The sequence below is a fragment of the Myxococcus xanthus genome (assembly GCF_013116825.1).
Taxonomy (GTDB): Bacteria; Myxococcota; Myxococcia; order Myxococcales; family Myxococcaceae; genus Myxococcus; species Myxococcus xanthus_B.
Window position 1 is genome coordinate 1 of sequence record NZ_JABFNS010000075.1, and the last position, 14518, is coordinate 14518.

The following is a 14518-nucleotide window of genomic DNA, read 5'->3' on the forward strand; positions in this document are numbered from 1 at the left end:
CCGTTGCCCCCCCCGCCGGTGTCCCCGATGCCTCGGCCATGGCGCGTGCCGTGGCGGACTTCCTGCGCGCCGCCGGCCTGAACCTCCAGGATGTCCACCTGGCGGACACCCCCACGCGCGTGGCCGAGGCCTGGACGGCCGAGTTCCTCGACGGCTACAGCCGCACCCCGGAGCAGGCGCTGGGGGAGACGTTCCCCGCGCCGCCGGGCTCCTCCGGCGAGCTGGTGGTGGTGACGGACCTGCGCTTCCACTCCATGTGCCCGCACCACCTGCTGCCGCTCACCGGGCGGGCCCACGTGGCCTACGTGCCGGGCAAGCGGGTGGTGGGCTTTGGCCGGCTGTCATCGCTGGTGGACTGCTTCGCGCACCGGCTCATCCTCCAGGAGGACATGGCGCGGGAAGTGGCGCGCTCCCTGGCGCAGGTGCTGGGCAGCCCCGCCACCGCATGCATCATCGAAGCGGAGCAGGCGTGCCTGCGCCTGCGCGGAGACAAGCAGCGCGACGCCGTCACCCACGCGGAGGCCTATGAAGGCACCCTGCGGCGCGACGGTCCCCTGCGCCGTGAGCTGTGGGCCCGGTTGGGGGCCCGGCGATGAGCGCGCCCCCGCCGCGCGTGGAGCCCGGCCGCGTGGCCCGCGTGCGCGAGGCGTTGGCCACCGTCCTGGCTCCGGAGCAGCTGCGCGTGGATGACGCCGCGCTGGCCGCCTACGCCCGTGACGAGTCCGACAGTGGCGTCCATGCGCCGGACCTCGTCGTCTTCCCCGCGGACACGCGGCAGGTGTCGCAGGTCTTCAAGGCGTGCGCGGTGCACGGCGTGCCCTTCACCCCCTGTGGCGCGCGCAGCGGCAAGAGCGGCGGCTCGCTGCCCTTGCATGGTGGCGTGGCGGTGAGCCTGGAGCGGATGAACCGCATCCTCTCCATCTCCCCCGAGGACCTCACCGCGGTGGTGCAGCCCGGCGTCATCACCGGCGACCTGATGAAGTCCGTGGAGGCGGTAGGGCTCTTCTATCCACCGGACCCGAACTCCTGGGAGGTGTGCACGCTGGGCGGCAACGTGGCGGAGAACGCCGGCGGGCCTCGGGCGCTCAAATACGGTGTCACGCGCGACTACGTCATCGGACTGGAGTGGGTGCTCCCGGACGGCGAGGTGGTACGGGTGGGCCGGCGCACCATCAAGGGCGTGGCGGGTTATGACCTGGTGGGCCTCTTCGTCGGCTCGGAGGGCACGCTGGGCGTCGCCACCGAAATCACCGTCCAGCTCATCCCGCTGCCGCGCGAGGTGCTGACGGCCCTGGTGGTGTTCCCGTCCGTGTTGCACGCCGCGCGCGCGGTGTCCGCCGTGCTGGCCGCGGGCATCCTCCCGCGTTGCCTGGAACTCATCGATGACGTGGCCCTGCAGGCGGTGAACGGCCGCGGCTTCCAGTTCCCTCCGGGCGCGGGCTCCGCTGTCATCGTGGAGGTGGACGGCAACGGCCGCGAGGGCTTGCTCGCCGAGCTGTCGCAGTTGGGTGACATCTGTGCCAGCCACGGCGCCACGGAGACGCTGGTGGCCCAGGATGCTTCCCAGCGTGAGAAGCTCTGGGCCGCGCGCAGGGTGATTTCCCCGGCCCTCCGGGCCCTCAAGCCTCACAAGATTTCCGAGGACATCGTCGTGCCCCGCTCGAAGATTCCAGAAGTCATCGAGCGCTTGAAGGCCATGGGCGCGGAGCTGGGGCTCACCGTGGCCACGTATGGCCATGCGGGCGACGGGAACCTGCACGCCAACATCCTCTACGAGGGCGCCCACCAACGGCCGCTGGTGGATGAGGCCCTGCGGCGCATGTTGGTGATGACCGTGGAACTGGGCGGAACCATCACAGGCGAGCACGGTGTGGGGCACGCGAAGCGGGAATATCTTTCGCTGGAGCAGTCCCCCGCGCTCATCGACCTGCAGCGCAGGCTCAAGGCCTTCTTCGATCCATCAGGGCTGCTCAACCCGTCGAAAATCTTCCCCGCGCTCATGCGTTCTTGATTCGTGGCCGACGCGGCTCGTTTTTGTCCCGGCGTCGAGCGGCTTACCGTCCAAAGCGTGGGAAGGGCTGGGAATGTCGCGCGAAATGCCTAATCGGACCTGGAATGAGAAACCCTTTCGCTCGTTGCGCGTCTTAGTTCCAGGTGGACGCGAGGCGGCGGGGGGAGAGCGCGTCCGGCATCGAACGGAGGACGGGAAATCATGGCCAATTCGACGAAGTACGCAGCCGAAGGCCTGTCGCACTACCTTCGGAACCTGGGCGGGCACCAGCAGCTGACGCGTGAGCAGGAGTACGAGCTTGCGCGCCGCGCCCGCAAGGGTGACGAGTCCGCGCGGCAGACGCTTGCCAGCTCCAATCTGGCCTTCGTGGTCGCCGTGGCGAAGAAGTTCGCCAATCGCGGCGCGCGACTGGATGACCTCATCCAGGAGGGCAACGTCGGTCTCATGAAGGCGATCGAGCACTTCGATCCGAAGAAGAACGTGCGCTTCGCCACCTATGCGGTGTGGTGGATTCGCGCCTACATCACCCGGTACCTGAAGGACAACCGCAGCCAGGTGCGTGGTGGTGAGGCCGAGCGCGGCAGCATGGTGGACTTCTCGCTGGACGCCACCATCGACGAGGACGGCGAGACGACCTTCCTCGACCGGCTGGAGGACAACAGCCCTTCGCCTCAGCAGGTGTTCCTGGCGCACGAGCAGGACACGGAGATTCAGGAGGCGCTCGCCAAGGTGCGCAAGCGCATTGGTGACCTGGGCTGGGACATCCTCACGGAGCGGCTGACGCAGGACAAGCCGCTGACGCTGGAGGAGCTGGGCCAGCGGTGGGGCGTGTCGCGCGAGCGCGTGCGTCAGGTGGAGCTGAAGACGAAGAACTTCCTGGAGCGCTACCTGCAGGCGTTCAACGAGAACGAGGAGCACCTGGGCGAGCGGGCCGCCGACGCGGCGTGAGCGGCCATCCAGGGCCCTTCCCACCTGGGAAGGCGCGTCATCGGGGCGGGACGGACCGGGTCATTCCGGGCCGCTCCCGCCTCTTGTCGTTTGGCGGATGTTTGGCCGCCGATGGTTTGCTACCGGGCAAAAGTGCGTGCTAAGCCCGGCGCTTATGCGCCTGATTTCATTTGCTTTGAGCCTCCTCCTGAGCCTGCCTGCCTGGGGGGCTGAGGCCTCTCTGTTGTCCGAGCTTGACGCGCTGTACGCGAAGCGCGGCGAGTCCGGTGGGGAGAAGGCCTACGAGGGCGCCTTGAAGACGGCGCTGGACGCCGCGCCGGAGGACTACGAGCTGGTCTGGCGCAAGGCGCGCATCCTCCAGTGGCAGGCGGACGGGGCGGCCAACGAGAAGCTCAAGAAGGTGCTGGGCCGCCAGACGTGGGACTGGGGGGAGAAGGCGGTGAAGCTCAACCCCGCCCGGGTGGAGGGCCACTACTACGCGGCCACCGGCATTGGCGCCTACTCGCAGGCCGTGGGCATCATGAAGGCGTTGGGCGAGGGGCTCGAGGGCAAGTTCAACGAGCGGCTCGACAAGGCCATCCAGATTGACCCGGGCTACGACCGGGGCGCGCCGCTGCTGGCCAAGGGCCGCTACTACTACGAGCTGCCCTGGCCCAAGCGCGACCTGGCGAAGTCCGCCAGCCTCTACGAAAAGTCCATCGCGAAGCACCCGCAGATGCTGCGCGCCTACTACTTCCTGGCGGAGACGCTCCTCAAGGACGGCAAGGCCGCGAAGGCGCGCGAGGCCATTCAAAAGGTGAAGCAAGGCAGCATCGCGTACGACCCCGCGGAGGGGCGGCGCGTGCAGGAGTGGTCCAAGAAAGTCGAAGCCGATATCGAGAAGGAGCTCAGATGAGGGCAGAGAATCAGGTAGCGGCTTCCGCTACCGCGGGGGGTGATGCGACGCTGGTCCAACTGCTCATTCAGCGCGCGAAGAACGCGTCGACGGTGGGCGCAAGCCACAAGAAGGACGGCCGCTGGCAGGACGTCACCTTCGCCCAGTTCTTGGACGAGGTGAAAGCGCTCTCCGCGGGCCTGGTTGCCCAGGGGGTGAAGCCCGGGGACCGGGTGGCGATTTTCGCGAACACCAGTCTGCAGTGGCTCATCTGCGACGTGGCCATCAGCGCCGCGCAGGCCATCACCGTCCCCATCTATGCGTCCAACACGCCGGAGGAGTGCCGGTACATCCTCAACCACTCCGAGACGACGCTCGTCTTCGTGGACAACGACGAGAAGGACGCCCGGCAGGCGGGCCGGCTCACGCGCCTGCGTCAGACGCTGGCGGAGTGTCCGGCGCTCCGCCGCATCATCGCCTTCGAGGGCCCCGTCGCCGGTGGCACCGAGCTGTCAATCGCCGACGTCGTCGCCCAGGGCCGCACCGAGCACGCCGCCCGTCCGGACGACTTCGACGCGCGGGTGGCGGGCGTGTCCATGGAGGACACCGCCTCCATCATCTACACGTCCGGTACGACGGGCGACCCCAAGGGCGTCATCCTCACGCACCGCAACTGGGCCTTCGAGGCGAAGGCCGCCCAGTCGGTGGGGATGATGGTGCCCTCTGACTCGGTGATGCTGTTCCTGCCGCTGGCGCACGTCTTCGCGCAGGTGGTGAAGGCCGCCTGGCTGAGCATGGGTTACCGGCTCGTCGTCGCGGAGTCGGTGGACAAGCTGCTGGCCAACCTGGTGGAGACGCGTCCCTCGGTGCTGCCGTCGGTGCCGCGCGTCTTCGAGAAGGTCTACAACAACGTGGTGGCCAACGGCTCGGCGGCCCCGGGGCTCAAGGGCCGGCTCTTCCGCTGGGCCTTCCAGCTGTTCGACGAGTACGTCGAGGCCCGCAGCCAGGGGCGCGAGTACGCCACCCTGGGCTTCGCGTTGGCGAAGAGGCTGGTGTTCTCCAAGGTGCACGCGGCCATCAGCGAGAAGCTGGGCGGCAACATGCGCGTGTTCATCTCCGGCGGCGCGCCCCTGTCTCCGAAGATTGGCTACTTCTTCGACCTGCTGGGCCTCAAGGTGCTGGAGGGCTACGGCCTGACGGAGACGTGCGCCGGCACCACCGTCAATCGCGAGCACAAGATCAAGATTGGCAGCGTGGGCGCGCCCGTGCCGGGCATGGAGGTGATGATTGCCTCCGACGGCGAAATCCTCATCCGCGGCCCGGCCGTCATGAAGGGGTACTACAAGAACCCCGAGGCCACGGCGGAGGCCATCGACGCGGAGAACTGGTTCCACACCGGTGACATCGGCGAGCTGGACGCGGACAACTACCTGCGCATCACCGACCGCAAGAAGGACCTCATCGTCACCGCGGGCGGGAAGAACGTGGCGCCGCAGAACCTCGAGAACGCCCTCAAGACGCACGCCATCATCAGTCAGGCCATGGTGTACGGCGACAAGCGGCCGTACCTGGTGGTGCTCATCACCGTGTCGGAGGAGGGCGCGCGCAAGCTCCTCCAGGACCAGGGCGCCCCCGTGGGCAGCTACGCGGACAATGCCCGGCGTCCGGAGGTCCAGGCGGCGGTGAAGGCCGCGGTGGATCAGGTCAACACGCAGCAGCCGCCCTACGCCACGCTCAAGCGCTTCACCGTGCTGGAGAACGACTTCAGCCAGGAGACGGAGGAGCTGACGCCCAAGCTCAGCGTGAAGCGGAAGGTCTGCACCCAGAAGTACAAGGCGCAGCTCGACCGGATGTACGAAGGCACGACCGTGGTCGACTGAGCCCACGCCACGCGCAGGGCAAAAGCGAACGCCCGGCCCACCCCTCGTTCTAGGGGGTGGCTCGGGCGTTGCGCGTTTCAGGGCACTGCTCACGTCCTGCCGGGGGGGGCATGGCCACCCGGCGGCGGATCAGACGTGGCCGCTGGGCGTCTGGCTCTTGGTGACGTCGTTCTGCACGCCGGTGCTGCTGGAGAGCGTCCCGGAGCCCTTCTTGTCCCCAGGGGCCGCCGCGTCCTCGCCCTCACCGCCAAAACCGCGCTTGAAGTTGCGGATCGCGCTCCCCAGCGAAGAGCCCAGCTGTGGCAGGCGCGACGCTCCGAACAGGAGCAGCAGCACCCCCATGATCAGCAGGATTTCCATTCCCTTCAAACCCATCACTCGGCTCCTTCGCGAAGACGCCAAGGAGCATACCGACGGGCGCCGCCGACCGCCAGCAAGACCAGCGGGCGATTCAAGCCTGCATGGTTGCTGGAGAACCGAGCGCCGCGACGGGGGCCTGGGGCAGGGTGAGGAAGAGGGTGCTGCCACCTCGGTCCGACTCGACGCCCACGCTACCCCCATGGGCCTCCACCTCCTGCCGGGCCAGGTAGACGCGCAAGGGGTCCTCCAGCCGCTTCTCCCGGAAGGCGCGCTCCTCGCGCTGGAAGACGGCGGCGACGTCCTCGTCCGTCAGGGGCGCCCCGTCCCGGCGGACCTCCACGCGCACCCGGGGCGCGAAGTCTTGGAGGCCCAATCGGATGACCTCACCCGGTTGGGCGCGGGCCAACTGGTACTGGATGAATGACTCCACGGCGTGTTGGATGCGGGCCCCGTCCACGACGACCACGGGCACCGCCTGCGCCGGATTCAGGCCCAACACGAGCGCCACCTGGGCCGCGGAGGCCGCGGCGCGCTGCCGCTCCACCGCCGCGTCCAGCAGGGGCAGCAGGGATTGGCGCTCCTGCTCGCAGGGCAGGGAGCCCAGGTCCGCCCGGCTGGCGTCGAAGAAGTCCTGGGCGAAGGCGAGCGAGCGGTCCGCGTTGCGGAGGATGGTCTCCAGGCCGCGCTGCACCTTGGCCTCCAGGGGCACGCGGCCGTTGAGCAGCAGGGCCGCGTACGAGCGCACGTTGGCCAGTGAGCCCCGCAGGTCATGCGACGCCATGGACAGGTAGCGCACGCGCCGCCGCACCCCGGCCTCGTCCCACGCCAGGGGCGACGTCCACAGCAGCAGCGCGTGGTCCTCCAGCGTCTCCTCGCCCGCCATCAGCACCTGGCCGTCCCGCTCCCAGAGGCTGCCGCTCCCAGGGCGCCGCTGGAAGCCCGCCACCGCCATGAGCTCCGGCAGGGAGTCCACGCGGCTGGGGAGCGCCTCCAAGCCGAGCTGCCCCAGCAGCGAGCGCCCGAGCAGGCGCGGGCTGCCTCCGCGAGGCAGGAGCAGGAGCCCGGGTGCCGCCATGTCGCCTGCTTTCAGCTCCCCCTCGCTCGCCACGTTCCGCACCCCCAGTCCATCAGGTCACGGAAAGGGTGGGCAGTGACTGTCGGTTTTGCAACGTAGGCCCATGTCTGGCGGCGTGGGCGCATTTTCTTGCGCGGCCGTGTGGGAGGATGGTGGAAGAATCCCAGCGTCGCACCTCGGGAGACTGCTCTGACCTTGCACAATGCACAGCATGCGAGGGCCCCGGTGGTCCTGGTCGTCGATGACGACCCGGACATCCTGGAGGCCCTTTCAGAGATTCTGGAAGCCGAAGGCTTCGAAATCCGCCGGGCGCGGAACGGGAAGGAGGCGTTGGACCGGCTCGAGCCGGAACCGCCCAACCTCATCCTGTTGGACTTGATGATGCCGGTGATGGACGGCTGGGAGTTCGCCCAGCGGATGCGGCAGAAGCCGCCCGAGGTGGCGCGCATCCCCCTCATCGTCCTGAGCGCGGACCGCAACGTGGGCAGCAAGGCCTCCGACATTGGCGCGGTGGGGCATCTGGCCAAGCCGTTCGAACTCAACGATTTGTTGGACATGGTTCGCCGCTCGCTGAACCCCGCCGCCGCGTCCACCATCGCGTGACAGATGCCGCATCCGTGTCTTGACCTGTCAGGGGGGCGCCATTACGGTCCCCCCTGTCTTTGATTTTAAAATCAACGATCAGGCCAAGGAGTGTGTCGTGAGCGCGAAGGACATCATCGAGAACCAGATTCCGGAGACCCTCAAGGCGAAGCCGGAGCTGGCGAAGGAAATCAACGCCGTCATCGTCTTCGACGTGTCGGGTGAGGGCGGCGGGAAGTGGACGCTGGACGCCACCAAGTCGGAGGGCTGGGTGACGGAAGGTGCGGTCGACAACGCGAAGATGACCATCTCCGTGAGCAACGACGACTTCGTGAAGATTCGCGAGAAGAAGCTCAACGCGCAGATGGCGGCCATGCAGGGCAAGCTGAAGTTCAAGCCCATGGACATGGGCCTCGCGATGAAGCTCGCGAAGCTGCTCTAATTTCCGGCGGACCGGAGCGCTGCGGGTGGACTCCGCCCGCTGGCTTCTGCCGCACGCGGCGCGTCTCCTTCACAGGGGCGCGCCGCAGTCGTTTCCACCTCCCCGTCGCTCGCTCCTGAGGAATGCCCATGTCGTCGCTCCCGCTCACAGGCCTGCGCGTGCTGGACTTGTCGCGCCTGCTGCCCGGCCCCTACGCCACCCTGGTGCTGGCGGACCTGGGCGCCACCGTGGACAAGGTGGAGGAGCCGGAGGGCGGGGACTACATCCGCCAGATGCCGCCCCTGCGGGATGACGTCAGCGGCCTGTTCTACGGCCTCAATCGGAACAAGCGCTCCCTGACGTTGAACCTGAAGCAGCCCGAGGGCCGCGAGGCGCTGAAGCGGCTGGTGCGCCACTACGACGTGCTGGTGGAGAGCTTCCGGCCCGGCGTCATGGACAAGCTGGGCGTGGGCGAGTCCGTGCTGCGCGCGGAGAACCCCCGGCTCATCTACTGCGCCATCTCCGGCTACGGGCAGACGGGGCCGGACCGGCTGAAGGCGGGGCATGACTTGAACTACGCGGCCCGCGCCGGCCTGCTGGGCTACGGCGGTGAGGCCGGCGGCGCGCCCGCGTTTCCTGGCGTGCAGATGGGGGACATTGGCGGCGGCAGCCTCTTCGCGCTGGTGGGCATCCTGGCGGCGCTGCACGAGCGTGAGCGCACGGGGCAGGGGCGCTTCGTGGACGTGTCCATGACGGACGGCGCGCTGGCCTTCCTGCACATGCACCTGGCGTCGCGCCTCTTCATGGGGGCGGAAGGCGCCGCCCTTCATCGGGGCAAGGAGGCGCTCAACGGCGGCTACGCGTGCTACGGCCTGTACCGCACGGCGGATGACCGGTGGCTCGCGGTGGGCGCGCTGGAGCCCAAGTTCTTCGCGGGCGTGTGTGAGCGGCTGGGGCGTCCGGAGCTGCTGGAGGACGCCTACGCCCCGGGCGAGCCCGGCGCGCGCGTGAAGGCGGAGCTGACGCGCCTGTTCGCCGAGCACCCACTGGCGTACTGGCAGGAGCGCTTCGCGGGCTCCGACCTCTGCATCGAGCCCGTGGCGGAAGGGGACGACGTGCTGAAGGACCCGCAGCTCCAGGCCCGGGGCCTCTTCGTGGAGACGGAGGACGCGGTGCTGGGCCGCAAGGTGACGCACCTGCTGACGCCACTGCGCATGGGCGACACGCCGCTGCGCGCGCCGCCCGCGCTGGGGCAGCACTCGCGGGAGATTCTGGAAGCGGCGGGCTTTACCGCGCAGGAGCTTGCGCGGCTGGGGCACTGACGGCGGGCGTCCGCCACAGGGCCTCGCCGCGCGCGGCGTGGCAGGTGTCGCCCAACAAGTCCAACGCGAGCTGCGGCTGCCGTTCGGCCAGCGCTGGCCACGCATCGAAGGCGCCACCGGCTTCCAGCCGGCGCACGGTGTGCTCCAGGGCCGTGCGCGCCCGCTCCACCGTCTGCTGCTGGGCCTTCGTGGGCCGCCACCGGGTGTCGTCGCGGTAGCGGCCGAGCGTCTCCAGCAGGTGACCCTGGAACTTCAGCATCTGCACCAGCAGGGGCAGCCGGTGCGCGAACGGCGCGTCGGCCAGCGCGGCCTCGTACTGCCGGCCTTCCGAGTCCAGCCGGTACAGCAGCACGTCCACTTGCGCGTCCAGCCGCTTGCGCCACGCCTTGCGCACGGAGGCATGCCGGGCCCAGCCCGCCACGGCCTGGAAGTAGTGAAGCCCGCCGCACGGGTGGGCGTAGATGCCCTGCTTTCGCTTGGGGACCTGCGTCCGCCCCGCGCGCATCGCCGCGGACAGCTCGGCCTGGGCGGCTTCGAGCGTGGCGAGCGCGTTCCGCATCACCGTGTCGATGTGGACCGTCTTGCCCTCGCTGGTGCGGAACGTGGCGCCGGGCTCCATCGCCAGGGACAGGGCGTCCAGCGCCCAGGCACCCTCGGGATGGGCCACGAGCGAGGGTCGGAAGTCGAGCTGCAACTGCTCCACCAGCGCCTGCACCATGACGGGGCCCCAGGACGCGTTGAAGCGGTGGCGCACCGGGTAGCCCGCGTGCAGCAGGCTCTTGAGCTGAAGGGCAGGGTGGGGCTCCACCGGCGTGCCGTTGGCGGTTCGGCTGTCGAAGAAGAGCCGCTGGGCAGCGGCGGGGGAGTGGGACGGGGGCGGTGTCCGGCGCAGGTAGCGCGCGATGATGGCATCCGCCGCAGGCTGACCGTCGCGGGTGCGGAAGTCCCGGCCGTCCAGCGCCAGGCCATGGGCCAGCGCCCAGGGGTTGTCGGGCGAGGCGGCCCACTGCCTGCACCGGGAGGCCAGCAGCGAGGACACGTCGGGCGGAGGCGCCGCACTCCCAGGGGCCCGCAACTGGACGGTGGACGGCGCCACCGCGGGCCACGTCACCTCCGCCCGCGCGCCAGCCGGGGCGGCGGCGCCCAGTCCCAGGGTGAGGCTCACGAGGAGGATGGCGGTCATCGTCATGCGGTGGGCTGCCGGGGGGAGCTTATGCGCTCGGTCGCGCCAGCGACACCCTCGGCGTCCTTCGCGCGCCGACCCGTGGCATGGGCCGGCGCGCGTGAGGGCACAGCTCAGCTCGCCTGGGAGTCGCCCCTGGCCGATTCCGCCTCGGCCGTCAGGCGCGCCAGCATCCGCTCCAGGATGCCGAACACGGCGTCGCGGTCCTCGGGGCTCATCAGGCTCAGCACGCGCCGCAGGCTCGCGTCCAGGCCCCGGTCGATGCGGGCGAAGACGCTGCTGCCCTGCTCGGTGAGGCGCACGACGACGGCGCGCCGGTCCTCCACGTCCCGGGTCCGCTCCACCAGACCCATGCTCTCCAGGCGGTCCACCACACCGGTGATGGTCTTCCGGGTGATGCCCACCCGCAGGGCCAGGACGCCCACCTGCACCGGACCGTCGTTCCCCAGCCACGACAGCGCATGCATCTGCGTGGGCGTGAGCTGGAGGTCCTCGCAGATGCCCGCCAGCGGGTTCTTCAGGGAGCGGTAGCGGCTGAACTCAATCAGCAACTCGTGGAGGCGCCGCGACTCGGGCGTGGAGGCTTCGACGTCCTCCTCCAGCAGACCGTGGCTCTCCTCGGAGCCACCGTCCTCGGGAGGGTCCTGGCCCTCCGCGCCCGGGTCGCCGCGCCGATTCGCGAGCGCGGCCGGCTTGTCATCCGGCCGCCGCATCAGGCGGTCTCCACCCGGGCCGCGGCGGCCACGGAAGGCGACTCAGCGCCGTGCTTCGGACCCACCGCGTGCGGCGTACCGGAGGTCGCGTCCGGACCCTTGCGCCGCTTGAACTTCTCGGTGAGCTGGTCCATCAGCGAGTACACCACCGGCACCACGCCCAGGGTGAGGAACGTGGACGTCACCAGACCGCCGATGATGGTGATGGCCATGGGCGCGCGCGTCTCCGCGCCGTCACCCTTGGCGACCGCCACCGGAATCATGCCGGCGATCATCGCGATGGTCGTCATCAGGATGGGACGCAGACGCACGGGAGCGGCCTGGAGCAGGGCTTCCGTCGCCGTCTTGCCTTCCTCACGCAACTGCAGCGTGAAGTCGACGAGGAGGATGCCGTTCTTCACCACCAGACCCATGAGCATGATGATGCCGATGAGGGCGAACATCGACATGGCCTGACCGGTGACGAGCAGACCGCCAATGGCGCCGATGAGGGCGAAGGGCAGCGACATCATGATGGTGAAGGGGTGGACGAAGCTCTCGAACTGCGCCGCGAGAATCATGTAGATGAGGATGATGCCCAGCAGCAGGGCGGAGCCGAAGGCCGCCACGGCCTTGCCCATCTCCTTCGCGTTACCCTCGAAGTCGTAGATGACCGTCTTGGGCAGCTCCTTCTCCGCGTACGCGTTGAGGAAGTTGATGCCGTCGCTCAGCGCGTAGCCCGAGGCCAGGTTCGCCAGCAGGGTGATCTGCCGCTTCTGCGACTCGCGGTCGATCTGCACCGGGCCGTCGGCGGGGGTGATGGTCGCGAAGTTGCGCAGCTCCACCAACTGGCCCGTCATGCTGCGCACGGTCAGCTTGCCCAGCGCGTCGGCGGAGGCCAGCGTCTGCGGCGGCAGGGCCACCTTGATTTCGTACGTCTCGCCACCCTCGCGGTAGTCGCCGAACTTGTCGCGGCCCAGGAAGGCACGCAGCGTGGCGCCCAGCGAGGCCGCCGGGACGCCCAGGCTGGCCGCGCGCTCGCGGTCCACCTTGACGTCGTACTGCGGCTTGCCGGAGCGGAACGTCATGTCCACGTCCACCAGGCCCGGATTCTGGCGCATGGCGCCCTGCACCTGCTCGGCGGCCTTCACCACCTCTTCCCAGTTGTCACCGCGGAGGTTGAACTGGATCTGCTGCGTGCGGGCGCCGCCGCCGCCCACTGCCGCGACGTCCTGCACCGTGACGGTGACGCCACTGCGGGGGGTGATGGCGCCGCGCAGGTACGTCTTCAGTTCGCCCTGGTTGAAGGAGCGGTCCTTCAGCGGCACCAGGTTGATGAGCAGCTCGCCCTTGTGCACTTCCTCCTGCACGCCGCCACCGGCGGTGGCGAAGGTGGAGTCGATGCCGGGCAGGGCGCGGACCTGCGCGTCCAGCGCGTCCAGCTCCGCCTGCGTCTCCTGCAGCGTGGAGCCGATGGGCAGCTCCACCGCCAGCTTGATGTTGCCGTTGTCCTGCTCCGGGATGAACGTGAACTTCAGGAAGCTGGCCATGAAGAGGGTGACGAAGAGCACCACCACGGCGATGACCAGGGTGATGGCCCGGTGCCGCAGGATGCTGGCCAGGATGTTCCGGTAGCCCGTCTCCGTGGCGACCAGCACCTTCTCCACCGCCGCGGAGATGCCCGTGGGGTTGCCATGGTGGCTCAGCATGCGCGCCGACAGCATGGGCGTGAGCGTCATGGACACGGCGTAGGAGATGAGCACCGCCACGGCCACCGTGACGCCGAACTGGTAGAAGAACATGCCCATCGTCCCGTCCATGAAGGCCACGGGGATGAACACGGCGACGATGGCGAGCGTCACGGCGAACACCGCGAGCGCGATCTGGCTGGCGCCCTCGAGCGCCGCCTGCATGGGCGTCTTTCCCTCTTCCAGGTGACGGACGATGTTCTCGATGACCACGATGGCGTCGTCGATGAGCAGACCGATGGACAGCGTCAGCGCCAGCATCGTGATGACGTTGAACGTGAAGCCCAGGGCCGCCATGACGGCGAAGGTACCGACGACGGACACCGGCAGCGCGATGGCGGCCACCAGCGTGGAGTTCAGGTTGCGCAGGAACACCAGCACGATGAGCACCGCGAGGAAGCCACCGAGCACCAGGTCGAACTGCACCGCGGCGATGGACGAGCGGATGAACCGCGAGTTGTCCGTCACCATCTCCGTGCGCACGCCCTCGGGCAGCAGGCTGTTGACCTCTCCCAGGGACTCCTTGATGGACTCGGCCACCTGCACCGTGTTGGAGCCGGACTGCTTGCGCACCACCAGCGCCACGGCGCTGCGGTCACCGCTCTTGGCGCTGGAGCGCGCCTCTTCCGGACCATCCACCACGTCGGCCACGTCACGCACGCGCACCGGCGCGCCGTTGGGGCTGGCGATGATGATGTTGCGCAGCTCGTCCACGCTCTTGGCCTCGGACGTCAGGCGCACCACGCGCTCACGGCCGCTGTCCATGGTGCGGCCACCCGGGACGTCCAGGTTCTGCGCCTGCACGGCCTGGCTCACGTCGCTGACGGCCAGCCCGAAGCCACGCAGCCGCTCCGGATCCACGACGATCTGGATTTCGCGCTCGCGGCCACCGACCACGTCGATGCTGCCCACGCCCGGCTGACGCTGGAGGGCGGGCTTCACGACGTCCTCGGCGACGCGCGTCATCTCTTCAATGGGGAGCGCGCCGGACAGCGACAGCGTCATGATGGGCGCCGCGCCGATGTCGAACTTCTCCACCACCGGCGTCTCGATTTCCGTCGGCAGCTTGCTCAGCGTGGCCTGGACGCGGTCGCGCACGTCCTGCGACGCCACGTCCACCTTGGTGTCCAGGGTGAAGCGGACGACGATCTGGGACACGCTCTCCAGGTTGATGGAGCGCAGCTGCTCCACGCCGTTGAGGGTGTTGAGCGCCTCCTCCAGCGGGTCACTGACGTTCTTCTCCATCGACTCCGGGTCCGCGCCGGGCAGCACCGTGGTGACGGTGACGACGGGGAACTCGACGTCGGGGAACTGATCCACGCCGATGCGTGGGTAGGCATTGATGCCAAAAACGACCACCGCGAGCATCAGCATCGCGGTGAACACAGGGCGGGTGATGAATGTCTTGAGCATTCAGGAGCT

At 69.0% G+C, this 14518-nt stretch carries 13 protein-coding genes; 8 read left to right on the plus strand and 5 right to left on the minus strand.

Going from position 1 to position 14518, the window contains the following annotated elements; all coding sequences use genetic code 11:
- Nucleotides 1–38: 38 nt before the first annotated feature.
- From folE to HNV26_RS21670, 5 genes are all read left to right on the plus strand, one after another.
- Nucleotides 39–596 (plus strand): GTP cyclohydrolase I, encoded by a 558-nt coding sequence (gene folE / locus HNV26_RS21650; RefSeq protein WP_171442996.1) that lies wholly within the window; start codon nt 39–41, stop codon nt 594–596.
- On the plus strand, nt 593–2011 hold the full coding sequence (locus HNV26_RS21655) for an FAD-binding oxidoreductase (protein ID WP_171442995.1): 1419 nt from the start codon (nt 593–595) through the stop codon (nt 2009–2011). The genes folE and HNV26_RS21655 overlap by 4 nt, the downstream gene beginning before the upstream one ends.
- A 201-nt stretch (nt 2012–2212) precedes the next feature.
- Nucleotides 2213–2959 (plus strand): sigma-70 family RNA polymerase sigma factor, encoded by a 747-nt coding sequence (locus tag HNV26_RS21660; protein ID WP_140862228.1) that lies wholly within the window; start codon nt 2213–2215, stop codon nt 2957–2959.
- A 97-nt stretch (nt 2960–3056) separates the two neighbouring features.
- Nucleotides 3057–3854: a tetratricopeptide repeat protein gene (locus HNV26_RS21665; RefSeq protein WP_171442994.1), complete on the plus strand. Its 798-nt coding sequence runs from the start codon at nt 3057–3059 to the stop codon at nt 3852–3854.
- Nucleotides 3851–5713 (plus strand): AMP-dependent synthetase/ligase, encoded by a 1863-nt coding sequence (locus HNV26_RS21670; RefSeq protein WP_171442993.1) that lies wholly within the window; start codon nt 3851–3853, stop codon nt 5711–5713. Before HNV26_RS21665 ends, HNV26_RS21670 begins: the two co-directional genes overlap by 4 nt.
- 129 nt (nt 5714–5842) lie before the next feature.
- Here the strand turns inward: HNV26_RS21670 and tatA are convergent, their stop codons facing one another.
- Together tatA and HNV26_RS21680 are read right to left on the minus strand one after the other, a co-directional pair.
- Complete coding sequence (tatA, locus tag HNV26_RS21675; RefSeq protein ID WP_026114203.1) at nt 5843–6088, minus strand: twin-arginine translocase TatA/TatE family subunit; 246 nt, start codon at nt 6086–6088, stop codon at nt 5843–5845.
- A 76-nt stretch (nt 6089–6164) separates the two neighbouring features.
- Nucleotides 6165–7190: a sensor histidine kinase gene (locus tag HNV26_RS21680; RefSeq protein WP_171442992.1), complete on the minus strand. Its 1026-nt coding sequence runs from the start codon at nt 7188–7190 to the stop codon at nt 6165–6167.
- 183 nt (nt 7191–7373) lie between these two features.
- Between HNV26_RS21680 and HNV26_RS21685 the strand changes: the two genes are divergently transcribed.
- The 3 genes from HNV26_RS21685 (at nt 7374) to HNV26_RS21695 (ending at nt 9473) form a co-directional block, all read left to right on the plus strand.
- Nucleotides 7374–7751, plus strand: a complete 378-nt coding sequence (locus HNV26_RS21685; RefSeq protein WP_171442991.1) for a response regulator — start codon at nt 7374–7376, stop codon at nt 7749–7751.
- Nucleotides 7752–7848: 97 nt separating this feature from the next.
- On the plus strand, nt 7849–8172 hold the full coding sequence (locus HNV26_RS21690; RefSeq protein WP_011553019.1) for an SCP2 sterol-binding domain-containing protein: 324 nt from the start codon (nt 7849–7851) through the stop codon (nt 8170–8172).
- A gap of 128 nt (nt 8173–8300) precedes the next feature.
- Entirely contained in the window at nt 8301–9473 is a 1173-nt protein-coding gene (locus HNV26_RS21695; protein WP_171442990.1) for a CaiB/BaiF CoA transferase family protein, read from the plus strand.
- Here HNV26_RS21695 and HNV26_RS21700 read toward each other — a convergent pair.
- The 3 genes from HNV26_RS21700 to HNV26_RS21710 all read right to left on the minus strand — a co-directional run bounded on the left by HNV26_RS21700 (nt 9439) and on the right by HNV26_RS21710 (nt 14509).
- Entirely contained in the window at nt 9439–10662 is a 1224-nt protein-coding gene (locus tag HNV26_RS21700) for a hypothetical protein (protein WP_171442989.1), read from the minus strand. The genes HNV26_RS21695 and HNV26_RS21700 overlap by 35 nt on opposite strands.
- A 107-nt stretch (nt 10663–10769) precedes the next feature.
- Complete coding sequence (locus HNV26_RS21705) at nt 10770–11369, minus strand: MarR family winged helix-turn-helix transcriptional regulator (RefSeq protein WP_171442988.1); 600 nt, start codon at nt 11367–11369, stop codon at nt 10770–10772.
- Nucleotides 11369–14509 (minus strand): efflux RND transporter permease subunit, encoded by a 3141-nt coding sequence (locus HNV26_RS21710; RefSeq protein WP_171442987.1) that lies wholly within the window; start codon nt 14507–14509, stop codon nt 11369–11371. Before HNV26_RS21710 ends, HNV26_RS21705 begins: the two co-directional genes overlap by 1 nt.
- Nucleotides 14510–14518: the final 9 nt, after the last annotated feature.